This is a genomic window from Nostoc sp. JL33 (assembly GCF_017114985.1).
Classification (GTDB): Bacteria; Cyanobacteriota; Cyanobacteriia; order Cyanobacteriales; family Nostocaceae; genus Nostoc.
Map to the genome: position 1 here is coordinate 1 of NZ_JABXKP010000019.1, position 15,441 is coordinate 15,441.

Here is a 15,441-nt window from a genome sequence, read left to right on the forward strand (position 1 = left end):
GTTCATTAACTCAGTACCTTTGAGTCATTTTTTCATGCGTTAGTCTAAACTCCAGTTACAAGTCGTAATAGGCTCTAATCAAGTTCATGCTACGAATGTCTACCAAGTTAATTTAAATAGCCTTGACCAGATATCAACGATATTGGATGCGATCGCTAAAAAAATTTCCTCCCAAGACTCCTTAGAAGATAAGACAGAGGGAGGGGGTTAATTCTTACAGGATAGCTAATAACTCTTTAGCTAAATCTTTAGCTGAGTTAATACCCTGATCCCTAGTTTCCAGCTTTTAACCGCACTAAGCACCGATCCTAAATCATTAGTAGTACTAGAAGAATCAGGGCTAGGGCTTAAACCCTTATCGAGCGATCGCGCATACCTTTCAATTTCCTCTAAGAATATTTCAGGCACTCTGACAGGTTTAGTTGGTAAATGTTGCCAATCTGTTTTTTGCTTAGGTAGATGCTTGGTTTTAAAGCATTGGTGGATTTTCGGAAAACAGAACGAGAATCAAAGTAAAAAAAATTAGCTGTGGGATTCTTAGAGGATGGAGAGCGACGCCGAATAGCCCGCCGTAGGCATCGCTTGTATTGAGGGGCGATCGCAAACAATAATATAGTTATTGTGGTTAATTTTGCGGAATAATCATGAGAAGAATAGTTAGATAATCATATTGAATAGATGCGTCTACTAACTTCATGTGCAAGAATACAATTACTGGGGATTTGGTAAAAACGAGCCACCCCCTAATCTAAAAACTAAAAAGCAACTTTCAGCGTTGGGGCTATCTCCACTTGAGCCAGTTGGTGTAATAAAAACCCCTAAGTACAATTTATATTTGTACGATCCTGATAGCTCTGCATCTGCTAAACCTAAAAGGAAATGCAGTCAAAAGCAATTAGAAAATTTGGATATTGGCCGACAATCTCAAATTCGTAAAGCTAAATATCGTAAATGGTACGAAAACAGTGGATTTATTGAGAAAGACAGAGCGGAAGTTGTTCAATGGGTGCAGGAATTTATAAAAAAAGATTGGGTAATTCTCGATACAGAAACCACTGGTTTAGACAGTGATGCAGAAGTAATAGAAATTGCTGTCATCAATTCCCAAGGTGAGACATTACTTAATACTTTAGTCCGTCCCACAATTCCCATCTCTCCAGAGGCAACAGATGTACATGGCATAAGTAATGAAATGGTAAGTTCTGCGCCAGCATTTTCCGAAATCTACCCACAACTCAAAAGTCTATTAGCTGGTAAGCAAATCGCTATTTATAACGATGATTTTGATAGAGGAGTTTTAAATTATTGCTGTCAATTACATCAATTACCCTTACTTGGTTTCAAGGATAGAACTGTGTGTTTGATGGAATGGTATGCTCAATGGTATGGAGAATACAGCAGCTATTGGCGTGATTATAAATGGCAGCCTTTAGGTGGAGGGCATAGGGCATTGGGAGATTGCCTACAAGCATTAAGATTACTGAAAAAAATAGCAGATGACGATCCGGTTTTTAGAGTTCCTGATTTCTTAGAGGATAAGTAGCGTAGTTTAACGCCGTAGGCAGACGCTCGCGGACTCGCTACCGCTACGCTATCGCCTTATCTAAAAATGATAGCGATGCCTACGGCGGCAAGCAACGCTGCGTGGGGCTACGCCTAAGCAATATAATCATTTAAAAATCTACATCATCAAAACTGGGCCAAAGTGATGAGGAATCATCATGTTTTTCATTTTCATCTTCATCTTCAGCATCAAAATATTTTTCCCAATAATTCTCTATTGCAGTGTACACAGCTTTCTTATTCTCAGAAGAAGTGTACTTAATTTTGCCTGAGCTTTCAAGTATTCTTAAATCAATATCATCATCAATCACAGTTTTAATAAACTTAGCTCTGGAATTGGCATTTTTAAAGATTGGGGTTAACTCTTTATCAAGTTCTTCTCGCGCCTTCCTACATAACGAAAAGTAATCATCATTTTCAGGTTGTGTAGCAGTACTGGTGGAAATTTGTTTATCTGTAGTCAATGAGTCAGTCGCAGTCCTCTCTACGAGACGCTGCGCGTTCGCGTAGCGTTCCGTTGGCGCAGCCTCTCGTAGAGAAGGAAAGGCGCATTGCGTCGATTGCGTTAGCGCAGCGTTAGCGACGTTAGGAGCGTCACTGGCGAACCCGGAAGGTGGTTTGTACCAATCACATTCACCCACAATAAACAGTTCTGATTTACTACGAGTAAGTGCTACATAAAGCAAGTTCTGCTCTTGCTCTAACTGCCAATCTCGCTGATTTCTCCAAACCATAGGCATATCTCCAGCTTTGTGAACAAAAATCCTTTCTCCCTCACCTCCCTTGAATTTATGAATAGTAGATAAGGTGACAGGAGAGTTATCATCACTGAACAATTCATCAATATAATATTTCAGGCTTTCAATACTTGTCGCCTGTGTTTGAGATTGATAGATGGTTGCGATCGCCTCTAACCTATCTGCTAACCTTTGTTTTAATTCATCTTCATTATCTAGATTTAAATACTGCTGCAATTTAATTTGTCTGTATTGGTCAACAGCATCATTGAAGAATTTAAAACTATATCCTGGGAGCTTGGCTATTTGGTCAAGTTCCTTTTTAAGGAAATCACCAACATCTCGCCCCTTGACTGTTGCTTTAACTCCCTGACTAATGAGACGAATACATAAACTAACGAGTGGTGCAGTTTTACGGCAGATGATAATATCGCCGTGTTTAACTAACTTCTCAATATCCTTACTTTCTATTTTATGAATAATTCCTTCGATGGCATCTGGCGCTGCTTCAATCGGAATGTAGGGAAATATGCTTTTAACTAGGGCAATATGCTGGAGCGGACAGCGATAGCAAATTGATAAAGGTAGTTCTGTTGCTCCAGTTAACCTGACAATGTTGTTGTAGCTTTGATTGTCTGCACCCGCAAAGCCCATTATCGCCTGACGCGGGTCGCCTACTGCTAAAATCCGGCCAGTAAGTCCTGCAAGCATTAAAGTAAGAGACAATTGCAGAGGGTTTAAATCTTGGCAATTATGAACTAATGTACTATTAGCAAAGAAATTGTGATTATGTTCTACGTCTAAACAGTAGACCCATTTTTCCGTGACATAATTCGCACTTTCTGAACACAATTCTTTTTCCCGCAAGTTTTCTTCGTTTGACGGCCTGCTTTCTTGGGACTGTGTACTACTCCACAAATTGGACAAGTTACAATGAGCCTGGAAAGTAGAGCGGTTTGGCTCGTCATTCTTCCCCTTAAAATTCCCTCGCATTTTGGGCTGCAAGTCTGCCGCATTTGCGATCCTTTGTAGATTTGAAAATTGTCCTGACAAATTACACAATTTTTGGGAACTATTGTTCCCAATTTGTACGATAAACAGGGGTGGATGAAAGGCTTTACAACTTCCCTCAAAATACGAGTACCCTCTGCATTGATTGAAATTATTCGCCCTTTGCACGTTTGCAAAACTTTGCTGGTAATTCCCTTTTGAGTTAACAAGTTGCAAGCTTGTTCTAGGTCTTCTTGTGGAAACGAGTAAGCTGCAATTGTCGAACTCACTTGTCCCATACTCCCATCGTCCATAAACCAAACTGCGATCGCTAAATCGTCTAGTAGTGGCAAAAGTTCTTGAGTAATGCGTTTCTTCTTGCCCTCTGGTTTGATTAAATGCCAAATCTCCGTAAATACTGGATGAGTTAGTGTGGAAACTTGGTGAATTAAACCTCCATACTCGGTTGAAACTGGTTTCTCTGTTACAGATGTTCCAATCCAACGTTGTAATTCTTTTTCCTTCCACTTCAAGTAAGGCAGTTGCGTTTTTCCATGAGTGAATTTTACTCTGGCATTGCATTGCTTCCCTTTCCAACTGCCTCGTTGAATAGAAGCATCTCCAAGTAGCGACCCTACGATAATTGATTGCTCCCTCAGAGTTAATTTGATACTCAAATCGTAATTTTTCATGGTCAATCACCATTACGTGAACTTGGCTCATAACAGCCTTTGCCATTGGAATATAACCTTGCTCACGAGTAAAGACAGGGTGATCCTCTGTTGCCCTTAAATCACCGATTTGGAGAACTTGACGATCACGCCGAAGAACCTTTCTCCAACCTGTAACAGGCTTGGCTTCAATTGTTTGCATTTGTTCATTGTAACTCAAGACTGATACAGGTAAACGACCCTCGACAATAGACTGTATAGACATCTGAGAGCCATCAGCAAGTGTAACTAGTGAGTTGCCTGGTAAGCATTCATCAATTAACACAAATTTGTAAGGCTTAAACCACGGCTGCTGATGTAACCTCCATTTAACAGCTAGCCAAATTTGATCAGTGAAATCTAACTTCCTTTGGGAAATTGCCATTTCCTCACCAATTTTGAGGCAATAAGCAATCCACTGAGCTACTAACTGAGGTTTATGGACATTAATTTCATGATGGCGTGCGATCGCCTCTACAACTTCTGCTGTTGGTTCCTCATTGTTAAGCCTTACTAAGTCAATCAGTTTTAGGAAATCGCCATCATCATCGATAATGCTCTCTTGCCGAAGTCTGCCTATTTTTCTACCACGTTTAGGAATTAAATCTAAGCTCTGTGCAATACGTTCATATTTATATTTGGAGATATCAATATCTTCACTTCTTTTTACACGAAGTTCTTGTTTAACTAATGTAAAAGCTGCACTGTGGAGTGTACTGATTGAAGTCTTCCAGACAGGGCCAAACTTTTTGATTAAATCTACAGAGTTATCCTTACCAAAAACACAAATCTTGATTTCATTGGGTCTTAATCCCAGTTCACACAACGTTCTTGCAACTATTCTTAATGTGCTGCTTTTTCCAGAACCAGCGACAGCATTACAGCAACCGTTACCTTTTTGGTTGATAACCCAATCAATTATTCCTAATTGAAATCTGGAGGGAACAAAGCCAAATTTTGCTTTATAATCTGCAATTTGATGATTTGATAGTTCGGGAATTGGTAAAGATGCTTGAGGTAGTGTAGTTTGTACGATTTTCTCCTTAATATCATTACTAGACAAGGATTCTATAGCTAATTTGATTTGTTCTAGTTCATCTGAACTGAGTTTATCTAATGCAGAGATGATTGCCTCGAATGGGCTACATTGTCCATCCAGCGATCGCGCGAACTTCTCTATTTCCTCTAAGAATATCTCAGGCACTCTTACCGCTTTGGTTGGCAGATGTTGCCACGCTGTTTTCTGCTTTGGTAAATGTTCTGTTTTTGGATTGTAATTAGGCATAAGTTCTTGTCTGCGACACGCTTTGCGATGGTCGGATACTATCATGAAATAATATCATGTATGCTGTGTACACAGCATACAAATTCATTAAAATATATTTTTTTGGAGAGCGTAGTTTACATACGTTGGCAGACGCTCGTTCGCCTTTGGCGTCTCCCCTTGGGAGAAGACTCGCTAACGCTACGCTATCGCTAACATAATCGCCTACGCGAAATAAGAAGTTGTTGCTACGCAGTTTGTTTCTTGACTCCCTGCGGTCGATATCCCCCTCCGCCCCAAGGGGAACGCTCATTGCCGCAGGGCTACCCCGGCTGCTTTAGGATGGCTACGCGTATCAAGGGCTTCGCAAGTGGCGAATATTGTTGCTTCGCAGTTTATATCTGGGGAAACCCCAGACCCCATCGCCACCCTTGACACGCTACGCAAGAAAGAAATAGCCGGGGGGTTCTCGGTTTGTCGTTTCGCGTTGAGGTTTGCCATGTCCACTCTAGTTGCTCGTCGGTCGTTCGTTGGTTGTCCCGCTCCGTTGGCAGCCCAGGTTGTTGAGTTGGCGCGTTTGTTCCCTGGTCTTGGGCTTGCAGTGGTGCGGCCTTCTTCACGCGCGTTTTCTAGTTGGGTGTGCGTTTGCTCGTTCGCGTCTGAGGCGGCGGCGGTGCGTTTTGCTGGGGTGGCTGCTTCTCGGTTCTTTGGCTCTGGTTCGTTCTGTGTCGTTCGCTTCACGGGTCGGCGTTGGCGGGTGTCGGTTCCTTGTCTCTCTCCTGTGGTGGTTGTGCGGGTTTGGTTGGGGCGGCGTCGGTTGGCGCGGGGTGGTCGGCTAGTTCTCGCTGGCTAGTTTGTTGGGGGGCTTCGGCCCTCTTTCTTTGGGGATTTAATTATTGACTCTCCATTGGATCTTCGCGCCCAATACCGAGCGATCGCAGTTGTGCTTTAATATCCTCTGGATCGGTTCCACAGTAATAATATTCTTTGTTGCGGAGATCGGCTAAGTAGTATCCCGGCTTTCCACCGTTGATCCGAAATAATTCTAGAGCGACCTCCTCCTTTGTTGTGCCGAACATAAATTCAATATCGCTTTCGTTCGGCAGATTTAATGGGTTATAAAAACCTTTACTTCTAATAAAATGCCAGTAAGACCTTTCAGGTGTGATTTTACGATCAATGACTCGGTATCTAATAGGGTGAATTATTGACATAACTGTGTTTCACTATGAGCTAAAATTTAACTAGGAAAGCCCCCAAGGGCTAGTTGGGGGCTAAGGCTACGGATTAGCTATCTTCGTTTTCTTTCTTGATATCCAGGTCATCTAGGATGTCCTCTTTATCAACAATCTCTTTCTCTCCGGTTACTGGATTAGTTTCAACCCATTTATTGTCTTCGTGTTGAAAGAGCCGGATAGCAGGCATTTCTGCCTCGTCTTTTCCGTTAGCCTTATGAGATGGATCTGTCAATTAACCTCCTTATTTGAGGGGGTGAACTTTTTCCCTCATGCTTTAATTATACTCCGTGGGGACACGGTTATGAACGGAGTTTTCATAAAAAATTTCCTGAGTTTTGCTGGTTATCATCAAAAACTTTTATACCACGGGGACACGGTTTCAGCATAGGATAGAGAAACTATTTGAGACAAGTATGCAACAACCGCGAAACAAGCAGGGAAAATTCGCTACAGATAGACCAGAGCCACGAGATGCAAAGTTGAGCTTAAGAATTGAAGCATCTGTACTAGCAAAAATTCAAGCTATTCCCGATTGGCAAGAGAAGGTGCGATCGCTTCTTTATGAATTAGTCAAGCCAGAATAGCGATCATCGCTCCTGATGAAAAGGAACCAGCCAAAAACGCAACTTTCCCTGAGCCAGCCCTTGCAACCAGACACAGCAAAGAAAAGAAACTGCTGCGGCAACGCGGCGGTTACTCGTGCTGGCCTGGTTACAAGCCTAGTTACATTTTTGGCCGGAAGAAAAACCGAAAAGAAAGAATCAAAACTTAGAATTTTGCCCCATAATCTCGCATTGCTTGAATTACTACATCGTATTTTTGCGTAGGAATGTCGGCGGTTCTCTCCAGGCTAAAACCTGCCAGCACTGACCTTACATCTGATTCAGACAGTTTTAATTCATTCTTTGCGATCGCCCATAATCTCTTAGCTTGAGGTTCAGTTATCGTCGTTACGCCTGATACTCCACTCATATCGTGCAGTATCGAGCTTTCCTTACCATTGCTAGGTTTTTGAGTTAAACCAGCCTCTTGCTTAATTTCTCTTGCAATTTTGCGTTTAGTTTCCTGCCAGTCCTGACTGTCAGGCTCAACTATGGTTATATCCAAAAGACAGAGGATATTATATCTGCGTCCATAGCTTATCTGCGTCCCAATCTCCTTTGGGTCGCTGAAGTTATTTGATAGGGGAAAAATAGAATCTATCTGTTCACCGCTTTCGTGTCTCAGGCTAGAAAGCAAGCAATATTTTTCCTCTAAGAATATCATTTGATGAGCGATCGCTAGTCCCCAGGCTGAAAGTGTAGGCGTAATTTTGGGCTGTATCTCTTCTAGTTCAGCGTAGGTAAAACTGATTTCTCTGCCTGATTTGGTAGGAATTTTCACATTTCTGTTAGCCAAGATAGCTGGGATTTCTGCCTTAGCTTTGGCGAGGGCTGCGTTAAGTTGTGGTGTAGGTGTCATAGCTGATAAATAAATTCTGCTTAGAATGAGTGGTTATAAAATGTGGTGCTAAGATAAAAGTCGAGAACGTGCATGAGTTTTTAGGATGGTATAAGTTTCTTTGGTCGGATACCTGTGCTTTTCCTTAAATGCCCTCTCTCAGTGGCTGTGGGCTGGCAGCCAGAAAATCTAGTAATCTGCTAATTCTGGCTCAGGCTCAGGCTCGTATTGCCATGAGCATTTATCTTGCTCTCTCATAGCAGCCTCCTTGCGCTCCATCCAGCAGTACTCATACTGTTGTAGGCTTTCTGCGCCTAAATATTTCCATACCGCGAATATGTGCTTATCTGGGATTTGTCCGTGAGTTTTCGAGTTAAGCATTAAGTGCTTGGTTGCAACTGGGTCTTGCTCAAACGCCTTCTCAATACCACTGTAGGCGTGACAAGTGCAGGTGATCTCATGCTGGTAGAGCTTCACTTCATAAAAATCACCTGTGTTACCTCTAGCAATAAGTTCATCCCAATCACTGCCGGGTTCCAACTTGTAAGGGTCAGATTTTGTCCAACAGCGATTAATCAAAACTTCTACATAGTCAATTTTTGAGATAAACCGAGAGATACCGCGAATTTTAATCAGTTGTCCACGTTTAGTAACTTTGTTGCAGATGTGGAGATAAACAACGTTTTTATAAACATCAATGGTCGTGTGGTCAATCCCGGTTTTTACCTGCTCTGCTGACCATCCCCATTTTGTAAGCAATACTTTTGTATTTTCTAAGCTGTAGATGTGACGAAGTGCATAGTCTTCACCGTTATTTTCATGCAGCAAAGATTGGTGAAAAATAGAGTAATTATAGTTAGCGCGGGTGTGTGCGATCGCTGAAAATGGTTTGTTCATGGTGGTTGGTTGCAGATTTAGTTGTAGTTGGCGGTAGTTAATTTCTAAATGGTTTTCTTCTTCTATCCAACGAAATGCTGAGTGCAGCGTTGAAATCATTCCTGCCCAGAGCGAATGAGGTTTGATGTTGAGTGCCGATTGAGTGGCGGCGTGGGTATTGATTGCGATCGCGCATTCCATCATGGCGGTGTAGCAGTCAAAAGCCAGATGGTTGCATTCTTCCTTGATGCGGTTTTTGGTACGAACATTTGAAGAATTCCACCAAATTGACCACCAAGTTTTATGATATTTTTCTGACAGTTGGATAGCAGTTTCTAAAGGTGCGATCGCACTATCCGGTAATAGGGAGAAGTATTTTTCCCTGATTACAGCTAAGGCGCAGTGGGTCGAGTGCATTTTCTTCTTGATGAAGCGATCGCTGTGGGGTGCGATCGCCTGAAATGTGATCAGTACAAAAGCAAGCTAGACGGTACTCCAAGAAACTTCTACATTGATAGATTCTAAATATCTACATTTTGCGGCAATTTGTTCTGCTGCTTTTTTTTCTTCTTCGTAATCCTGAAAAGAATAATGCTCTATTACTTTACCCTTCCAGTAAATGTATCCTTCATGATCTACAGTTAGATGCTCAATACTGTGGAAATATTCTTGATAATCACCTACCAGAATATTTTGGTACAAATCATTAAAAGCTTGTTGTCCCAATTCTGATAAATGATTATTCGCTGCCAATTCGAGCAAACTTAATTGATTTGGTGATAAATCATCACCATCATTTGTTAGTTGTAAAATCTGAATCCCTTTTTCTGCATTATTCATGGTCGGATACTTTGTGATTTTCTTTTCTTGATGAAGGGAGAGCGATCGCGCTCGGTGATACGTTTACGAGTGAAGAATAGGACACATTGAGTAAGTGCCTTGTGGGTAACAATATTCATGTCCTTCCTTTGTCAGATAAATTTTTCTCTTTACCTGTTCTTCGTCGGCTATCGTTACAAATGATTTTGTTCTGGAAATAACTTGATACTTAAATATGCAGTTGTGATCGCATATCGATCTGCATTCGTAAAAATTTCCTACGATAAATTTGCTCATTGTGGTCGGATACCTTTTTAAATTCTTCTTGATGAGGAGGAGCGATGCCTACGGTGGTAAACTACGCTGTGGGGTGCGTAGGCGCAGCCCCACGAAGTGATCGCTTAATTATTAGCCGTAATATTTAGTCTTCTTCTGATTTACCATCCCACTCCCAGACGTTAACCATTACCCCGTAATCCTCACCATTACTTGCTCTTGGGTATCCATCCTTCCATCTCCAAAACCAAACTAGAATCTTTTCGCCAGTTGGAATTAATAACTTTGTATCAGTTGTAATTGTGCCTGGGCCGCCAGAACAACTTACAACTTTGTCGTCTCTGAAGGCAGAGTATTTAAAGATTATGCTGCCAGAAATTAATTTTCTGTGCCGCATTCCGCCAATAATGCCAATTTTTCCTGCCTCTAAAGTATTCCAGGGTTGAGTTAGTCTGATCGCGTCTCCCGCTTGTACGCCTCCTATATTTTGGAAGTAAACATTTAGTCTTTTTTCTGCTTCTGTCATGGTCGGATACCTTAGTTTTTCTTTTCTTGATGAAGAGGTGCGATCGCTTGAGGGGCGATCGCTGTAGAGTGCGATCGCTTATGAATTAAAACCTACGCGCGTTAAACTAATTCCAGGTACTAAGTAACTTCCACCCTGGTAGTTCTTTTTCGATAATCTGCCGAAACTCGCAATTAGTTATTCTTTTGCTGAGTTCAATTTCGATTATCCTTACTCTGCCTTCTGTGTCGGTTAGATCAGCTTTAAATTTTATTGTCATTGCCCTATGGTTGTGATTTTTTTTTCTTGATGAAGAGAGAGCGATCGCTTTAGTTGAGCGATCGCAATTGATATTTAGAATGGAACAATAAACCGCTTGAAATAAACCTCTAAATCTGAGGGATTTAGAAGTACCTCTTTACCTTCGGAATCTGCACAAATAATTCGTAGATATTGTTTACCATCGATTTGTTCGCACTTGCCACCGACGATCTCCACGTAGTCATTGAGATCAGGAATAAATATTGATGCTGTGCAAGTTTTATCAGGTGTCATGGTTGGTGTCCTTGGTCGGGTACATCCTTATTATAGCATTATAGTATGTATACATTCTATAATAAGGAGATTCTTCATAGAATCTTTAAGATTGTAGTTTGTATACCTGCTAGAATCTAAAAGCAGATTTGGATTAAAAACATGGGTAGTTTGGCTAGTGGCCGGCCTGGCGGAAACCCAGAATTTGGGAAGACTATTAAAATTGATGCGGCTGGAACCGAACCCTTGGAGCGACTTTTGAATATTCGGATTACAGCTTCAATGGATGAATTTCTTAGAGGATTGGGCGATCGTCGGTTGCAATTTGTGCGAGAGGCGATCGCGGAGAAGCTGGAGCGGGAACTGGCCACCCTGCAAACTAAAATAGTGGCAACTGAACTGGAGACTGAGACGGGGCGAGAACCTGCGGACAACCAAACCACCCAGGAAGCCCAGGAACCGGAGACAAACCCCACGCCAGGGGAACAGGGAGAGAACCCAAAAACACGACGCAAGGCAACCCAGACCCAAGGGCAAAAGCCAAACTCGCCCACGACCCGGAGCCGGAGCCAGAAAAACACCGTGACTGAGACTGAGCAGGCAATAGACCAGCCGGACAAGCTGAACTAGGAAAGGAAACCCAGAGGCCACAACCTGCACCCACGTCACGAACACAGGCTACAGACCGAGCTGCAAAAGCACCACGGCCAACGCCCCAACGACCCGACGCAACACTGAAAACCTCGGCAGCAGGGAACGCCAGCCGGAAGAACGCATCGACACCAGCAGCGCACCCAACTAATACGCGGGAGCCAGCAGGGACGGCCGCAGCAGCTGAAGACAATGGCGCGGGAGATTGACCCCACTTGCGGGAGCCAGAGAAACCAAAGCAGGTGTAGCGATCGAAAATATCTGAAAGCATAGTTTTTAAAAACTGGGGTTTGTTTTTATTTTCGCGGAGCGATCGGGCGAAGTGGGTCGCGGTGCGAAGCGCAAGACCCACGAGCAGTGAAGATTACGCAGTAATGATCTTTCTTAAGCTCAAACTCCAGCGCTCAGATTTAAGCTTTTTTATCCCGTGAGATATTTTGCTATTAAATTCTATAACTTCCCCATTGCTGAGGATTTCGATATTTCCATCATAAAAAAACTTAACATTTCCACCCAACAAACTATCCTCACTGATATTAACTACAATAACTTTGCTATCAAAAATATCCCGATCTACATGATTTTTAAGCTCACAACCTGCTTGATATTTATATAACAAAATGCTATTCCAATCACTTCCGCTCCACAACTGATCACATTTTTTTCTCAATCTGCTATCAATTTTAATCCCCTCAAAAACTGAGCTTTTTAAACCTAACTCAACACCTAAACCAAACCATAAACACTTTCTACCGCTAACATTTGCTTTTTTATTCCATCTTTCGGGTTCTAATAAATATTCATGAGCTTTAACAAAATCCCAAACTTTATTTTTATCAACAAAACCAATTCGATTCAACATGATAATTTTCCCCTTGCTAAAAAATCTAATTATCAATATTATAAGATGTATACATACTATAATAATACTTTTTTTCCGGGTGCGAACGAAGTGAGCAGTCAAGAAGGAATGCGAAATCTTGTTATTTTGAGGATTTTATTGATTGCAGAGATACCCTTACCTCTCCTTTTTCTCTCTTCTTTCTTCCTCCTGCAATTTATTTTTTTATCTCTTAGTAAAAAAATAATTTGCTATTCTTTTTTTAGAACCCCAAAAAGAGTTATACCATGCACGTCTTCGGGCATGGTAAAATAACTCTTTGGTTCTAAAAAAAGACTCCTTCGGTGGTACCCCACGGAAGGGAAATAAAACTGCGAAGCAACAGCAATCTTTCCGATGCTTTAAGAAATAAGCGACCAACACCGAAACGCAGTGAGCAGAAAGTGGAAGGAATGTAGCGAAGTGGAGGTACTGGGAGCGACAAAAGCCCAAAGCGTTTAGAGAAAACTAGGCCACCCAGAGCGGACAGTGCCGGAACGTAGCGCAATGACTGGAACAATATTAATTAATTTCTTTTATCTATTGCGCTGCTGCTTACGATAATCCCAAGGCTTTTGATAATTCCCACCCCAGAATCCTGCATGGTTAGACTGTGCGATCGCTTCCGCTCTTACAAAAACATCACCATTGGGACATTTTTTTACATATTGAGGATAGACGATCGCTAGTCCGACTAACACCTGTTCAGAATTAAAGTTTTTCTCAATCCCATTCTTAGAGGAAAAAACCTCAGCTACAGTTCGACCATAGCGATCGCTCTCAACTGGTGTAACTAAAACCTTTCCGTTAACCTCATCTACTAATCGTTGTAAATTCGCCTTTGATTCTAAGCCCAGTGGTTGTCCTGGCTGTTTTCCATGCTTAATTTCGTTCGCATCGACCCCACAGAGCCTTAACTTTTTCTCTTGCCCGTCAGTCTGCCTCACTACGATTGTGTCCCCATCTGACACGCGAACTACATCCCACTCTTCAGAATCTGCCATAGGTGGAAGTAATGAATTTCCACCTAAATTGTTTGACTCGTGTAATTTGCTACATCCTGATACAGCGATCGCACATAGCAAAATCGAAATATAAACTTTTCCTACATGAAGCTGACGAATTTTCATACTTAGATTCAACACTTAACAAAGTAATAATTATTACTCTAAGATGAGTGCAGCACAATTATTTGTCAATGGTGTGGCGTTCCTATGAAGATTAAAGGTATTTTGGCTTTAGTGGTTGGTGTGGGTGCGTTAGCGTCAGCTTTGACGACAGTCATCGCATCTAATATTGGATCAGCCTCTGCGATTCCTTACAATAGCGCGACTGTGTATAAGGCAACAGATGCAGGTAGCACAGTAGTTGTGTTTTCAGCTACAGCTGGCAGTCGAATTGCAGTTAGCTTAGGAAGTGAAGATAAATCAACAGCCAGACTTGCTGGTAGTTGCGGCGAATTGAGAATTTCTGTTCCCTCAACAGGAAGTTTTACAGGCTTGAAGGTAGATGGTGTTGCTGTTAACGCCGCGACTCTTTCAGTTCAAACCCTGCCTAGCTGTGTAAGTGGAGCTTTTGCTGAAGCTAGAACCACTAATTTCAAAACTGCAACTGGTCAAGTGGTAATAGTTGGTAAAACAGCAGGTTCAGCCGTTGCGGTTAGCCTTCCATCGGCGACGACTCGGAATGTAACTGCTAACGCTTGTGGATTCGGAATCTTAAAAGGCACTTCTACTAGTCCTTTACCTGCAACTTTTATGGTCGGCGCGACAAATTACACTGTGGCAACCCTACCTGATGCTACAACTGCTCCATATTGCCGAACGATTGACGGCACTCCTTTTGGCTACGTTCCCGCATCTTGGTAATGATTATAGCGTTAGCGCAGCGGCTCCCCTTGGGAGCTTCGCTTTTTATCCTCTAAGAATTGGCGATGTCTACGACGGGCTACGCCTACGCCTAAACCTATGAATAGAGTTCTAACTGCATTAACTGTACTCATTTCTTTGCAACTACCCGCAACTGCACAGCAGGCTACAGCCTTTAAAGATAAAAATAGCTCACTATTTTTGTACGCATTATCACCAAATCAGGCTGTAGAGATTGAGATTCAAAAGCCGCTAGAAAGAGCTATTCAGGCTAATTCATGCGGGTTAATTATAGTTAGGTCTGATGAGACTTTTACTCTAGAGAATCAAACTGTTACACCGACTTCTAACTTTAATATTCGTGAGTTGCCTAAAACTTGTGCAGAGTTAGTGGGATATCCTCAAATTTTTGAGACTCCCACAGGTGCGATCGCTATCACTGGTAAAATTCCGAATGCAGCGTACACAATAGCTTACCCAAGTCATAAAGTAACGAAGCAGCTAACTGTTAATGCCTGCGGGTTTGTACAAATTCGTAACTTTTCAGCATCAATCCTTAATTTGCCTACTGTTACAGCAGGAAGGGCAGATTTTGCATTTTCTGCTCTCCCAATCAAAGATCCTTTATTGTGCTTGAAAAGTGTCTTATATTTTCCTCTGGGGTTTAATCCCAGAGATGCGATCGCTAATGCTATTACTCAAACTGCTACCCCACCTACTACTACAACTACAACTACCACAGTCACTTCACAAACTGCTCAACCTGTAGCGGTGAAGAATGGAAATTATCTAATAGTTTCTGGCATCCCTCCAGGAACTTATACGGTTATCAATGCCGCTAATCCCTCTCAGGTTAAAACTTACACTGTGGGAATTAAAGCTTGTTTAGTGAGCGATGTCTCCGACTGGCTACGCCTACGCACCCAAATAGGTACTCCCTCAGCTTTTTTAATATCTCGTCAGGGGTTAACATTTCCAATCGTTTGGAGTACTTTGCAGCAGAGTCCTGGTGTTCCAAATTGTAATTAAATTCTTAGAGGGTGTTTATAAAATAATTCTTAAGCAGGTGAGCTACTATGATTACGAGCTA

The 15,441-nt window shown here is 42.1% G+C and carries 19 protein-coding genes; 7 read left to right on the top strand and 12 right to left on the bottom strand.

Features of this window, described 5'->3' with window-relative positions:
• The first annotated feature begins 697 nt into the window (after positions 1–697).
• Complete coding sequence (locus HWQ23_RS04300) at positions 698–1,543, top strand: 3'-5' exonuclease (protein WP_292824038.1); 846 nt, start codon at positions 698–700, stop codon at positions 1,541–1,543.
• 130 nt (positions 1,544–1,673) lie between these two features.
• Here HWQ23_RS04300 and HWQ23_RS33360 read toward each other — a convergent pair whose 3' ends face one another.
• Both HWQ23_RS33360 and HWQ23_RS33365 read right to left on the bottom strand, forming a co-directional pair.
• Entirely contained in the window at positions 1,674–3,218 is a 1,545-nt protein-coding gene (locus HWQ23_RS33360; RefSeq protein WP_365740541.1) for a 3'-5' exonuclease, read from the bottom strand.
• Complete coding sequence (locus tag HWQ23_RS33365) at positions 3,101–3,982, bottom strand: hypothetical protein (RefSeq protein ID WP_365740532.1); 882 nt, start codon at positions 3,980–3,982, stop codon at positions 3,101–3,103. The genes HWQ23_RS33360 and HWQ23_RS33365 overlap by 118 nt, the downstream gene beginning before the upstream one ends.
• A gap of 1,155 nt (positions 3,983–5,137) precedes the next feature.
• On the opposite strand from HWQ23_RS33365, the gene HWQ23_RS33370 reads away from it, so the two are divergent.
• Both HWQ23_RS33370 and HWQ23_RS04310 read left to right on the top strand, forming a co-directional pair.
• Entirely contained in the window at positions 5,138–5,281 is a 144-nt protein-coding gene (locus HWQ23_RS33370; RefSeq protein WP_365740534.1) for a hypothetical protein, read from the top strand.
• Between the two features lie 353 nt (positions 5,282–5,634).
• Entirely contained in the window at positions 5,635–6,117 is a 483-nt protein-coding gene (locus tag HWQ23_RS04310; protein ID WP_292824044.1) for a hypothetical protein, read from the top strand.
• Between the two features lie 40 nt (positions 6,118–6,157).
• On the opposite strand, the gene HWQ23_RS04315 is transcribed toward HWQ23_RS04310, so the two are convergent.
• A complete protein-coding gene (locus tag HWQ23_RS04315; RefSeq protein ID WP_292824047.1) occupies positions 6,158–6,478 on the bottom strand; it encodes a hypothetical protein in 321 nt (106 codons plus the stop codon).
• 73 nt (positions 6,479–6,551) lie between these two features.
• Entirely contained in the window at positions 6,552–6,734 is a 183-nt protein-coding gene (locus tag HWQ23_RS04320; protein ID WP_292824050.1) for a hypothetical protein, read from the bottom strand.
• A gap of 181 nt (positions 6,735–6,915) precedes the next feature.
• On the opposite strand from HWQ23_RS04320, the gene HWQ23_RS04325 reads away from it, so the two are divergent.
• The gene (locus tag HWQ23_RS04325) at positions 6,916–7,086 is read left to right on the top strand and encodes a hypothetical protein (RefSeq protein WP_292824053.1); all 171 of its coding nucleotides are present in this window, start codon (positions 6,916–6,918) and stop codon (positions 7,084–7,086) included.
• Positions 7,087–7,270: 184 nt separating this feature from the next.
• Here HWQ23_RS04325 and HWQ23_RS04330 read toward each other — a convergent pair whose 3' ends face one another.
• The 6 genes from HWQ23_RS04330 to HWQ23_RS04355 form a co-directional block, all read right to left on the bottom strand.
• Positions 7,271–7,963 (bottom strand): ERF family protein, encoded by a 693-nt coding sequence (locus HWQ23_RS04330; protein ID WP_292824056.1) that lies wholly within the window; start codon positions 7,961–7,963, stop codon positions 7,271–7,273.
• Between the two features lie 168 nt (positions 7,964–8,131).
• Positions 8,132–9,235: a hypothetical protein gene (locus HWQ23_RS04335; RefSeq protein ID WP_292824059.1), complete on the bottom strand. Its 1,104-nt coding sequence runs from the start codon at positions 9,233–9,235 to the stop codon at positions 8,132–8,134.
• Positions 9,236–9,301: 66 nt separating this feature from the next.
• Entirely contained in the window at positions 9,302–9,658 is a 357-nt protein-coding gene (locus HWQ23_RS04340; RefSeq protein WP_292824062.1) for a hypothetical protein, read from the bottom strand.
• 400 nt (positions 9,659–10,058) lie between these two features.
• Positions 10,059–10,439, bottom strand: coding sequence for a hypothetical protein (locus HWQ23_RS04345; RefSeq protein ID WP_292824065.1), 381 nt, complete (start codon positions 10,437–10,439; stop codon positions 10,059–10,061).
• Positions 10,440–10,545: 106 nt separating this feature from the next.
• On the bottom strand, positions 10,546–10,698 hold the full coding sequence (locus HWQ23_RS04350; RefSeq protein ID WP_292824068.1) for a hypothetical protein: 153 nt from the start codon (positions 10,696–10,698) through the stop codon (positions 10,546–10,548).
• A gap of 74 nt (positions 10,699–10,772) precedes the next feature.
• A complete protein-coding gene (locus HWQ23_RS04355; protein WP_292824071.1) occupies positions 10,773–10,973 on the bottom strand; it encodes a hypothetical protein in 201 nt (66 codons plus the stop codon).
• A 141-nt stretch (positions 10,974–11,114) separates the two neighbouring features.
• On the opposite strand from HWQ23_RS04355, the gene HWQ23_RS04360 reads away from it, so the two are divergent.
• Positions 11,115–11,582, top strand: coding sequence for a hypothetical protein (locus HWQ23_RS04360; RefSeq protein WP_292824074.1), 468 nt, complete (start codon positions 11,115–11,117; stop codon positions 11,580–11,582).
• A 385-nt stretch (positions 11,583–11,967) separates the two neighbouring features.
• On the opposite strand, the gene HWQ23_RS04365 is transcribed toward HWQ23_RS04360, so the two are convergent.
• Positions 11,968–12,465 (bottom strand): hypothetical protein, encoded by a 498-nt coding sequence (locus HWQ23_RS04365; protein ID WP_292824077.1) that lies wholly within the window; start codon positions 12,463–12,465, stop codon positions 11,968–11,970.
• A gap of 554 nt (positions 12,466–13,019) precedes the next feature.
• A complete protein-coding gene (locus tag HWQ23_RS04370) occupies positions 13,020–13,613 on the bottom strand; it encodes a thermonuclease family protein (protein ID WP_292824080.1) in 594 nt (197 codons plus the stop codon).
• Positions 13,614–13,697: 84 nt separating this feature from the next.
• On the opposite strand from HWQ23_RS04370, the gene HWQ23_RS04375 reads away from it, so the two are divergent.
• The gene (locus HWQ23_RS04375) at positions 13,698–14,351 is read left to right on the top strand and encodes a hypothetical protein (RefSeq protein ID WP_292824082.1); all 654 of its coding nucleotides are present in this window, start codon (positions 13,698–13,700) and stop codon (positions 14,349–14,351) included.
• A gap of 99 nt (positions 14,352–14,450) precedes the next feature.
• The gene (locus HWQ23_RS04380; protein ID WP_292824085.1) at positions 14,451–15,380 is read left to right on the top strand and encodes a hypothetical protein; all 930 of its coding nucleotides are present in this window, start codon (positions 14,451–14,453) and stop codon (positions 15,378–15,380) included.
• The last annotated feature ends 61 nt before the right edge of the window (positions 15,381–15,441 follow it).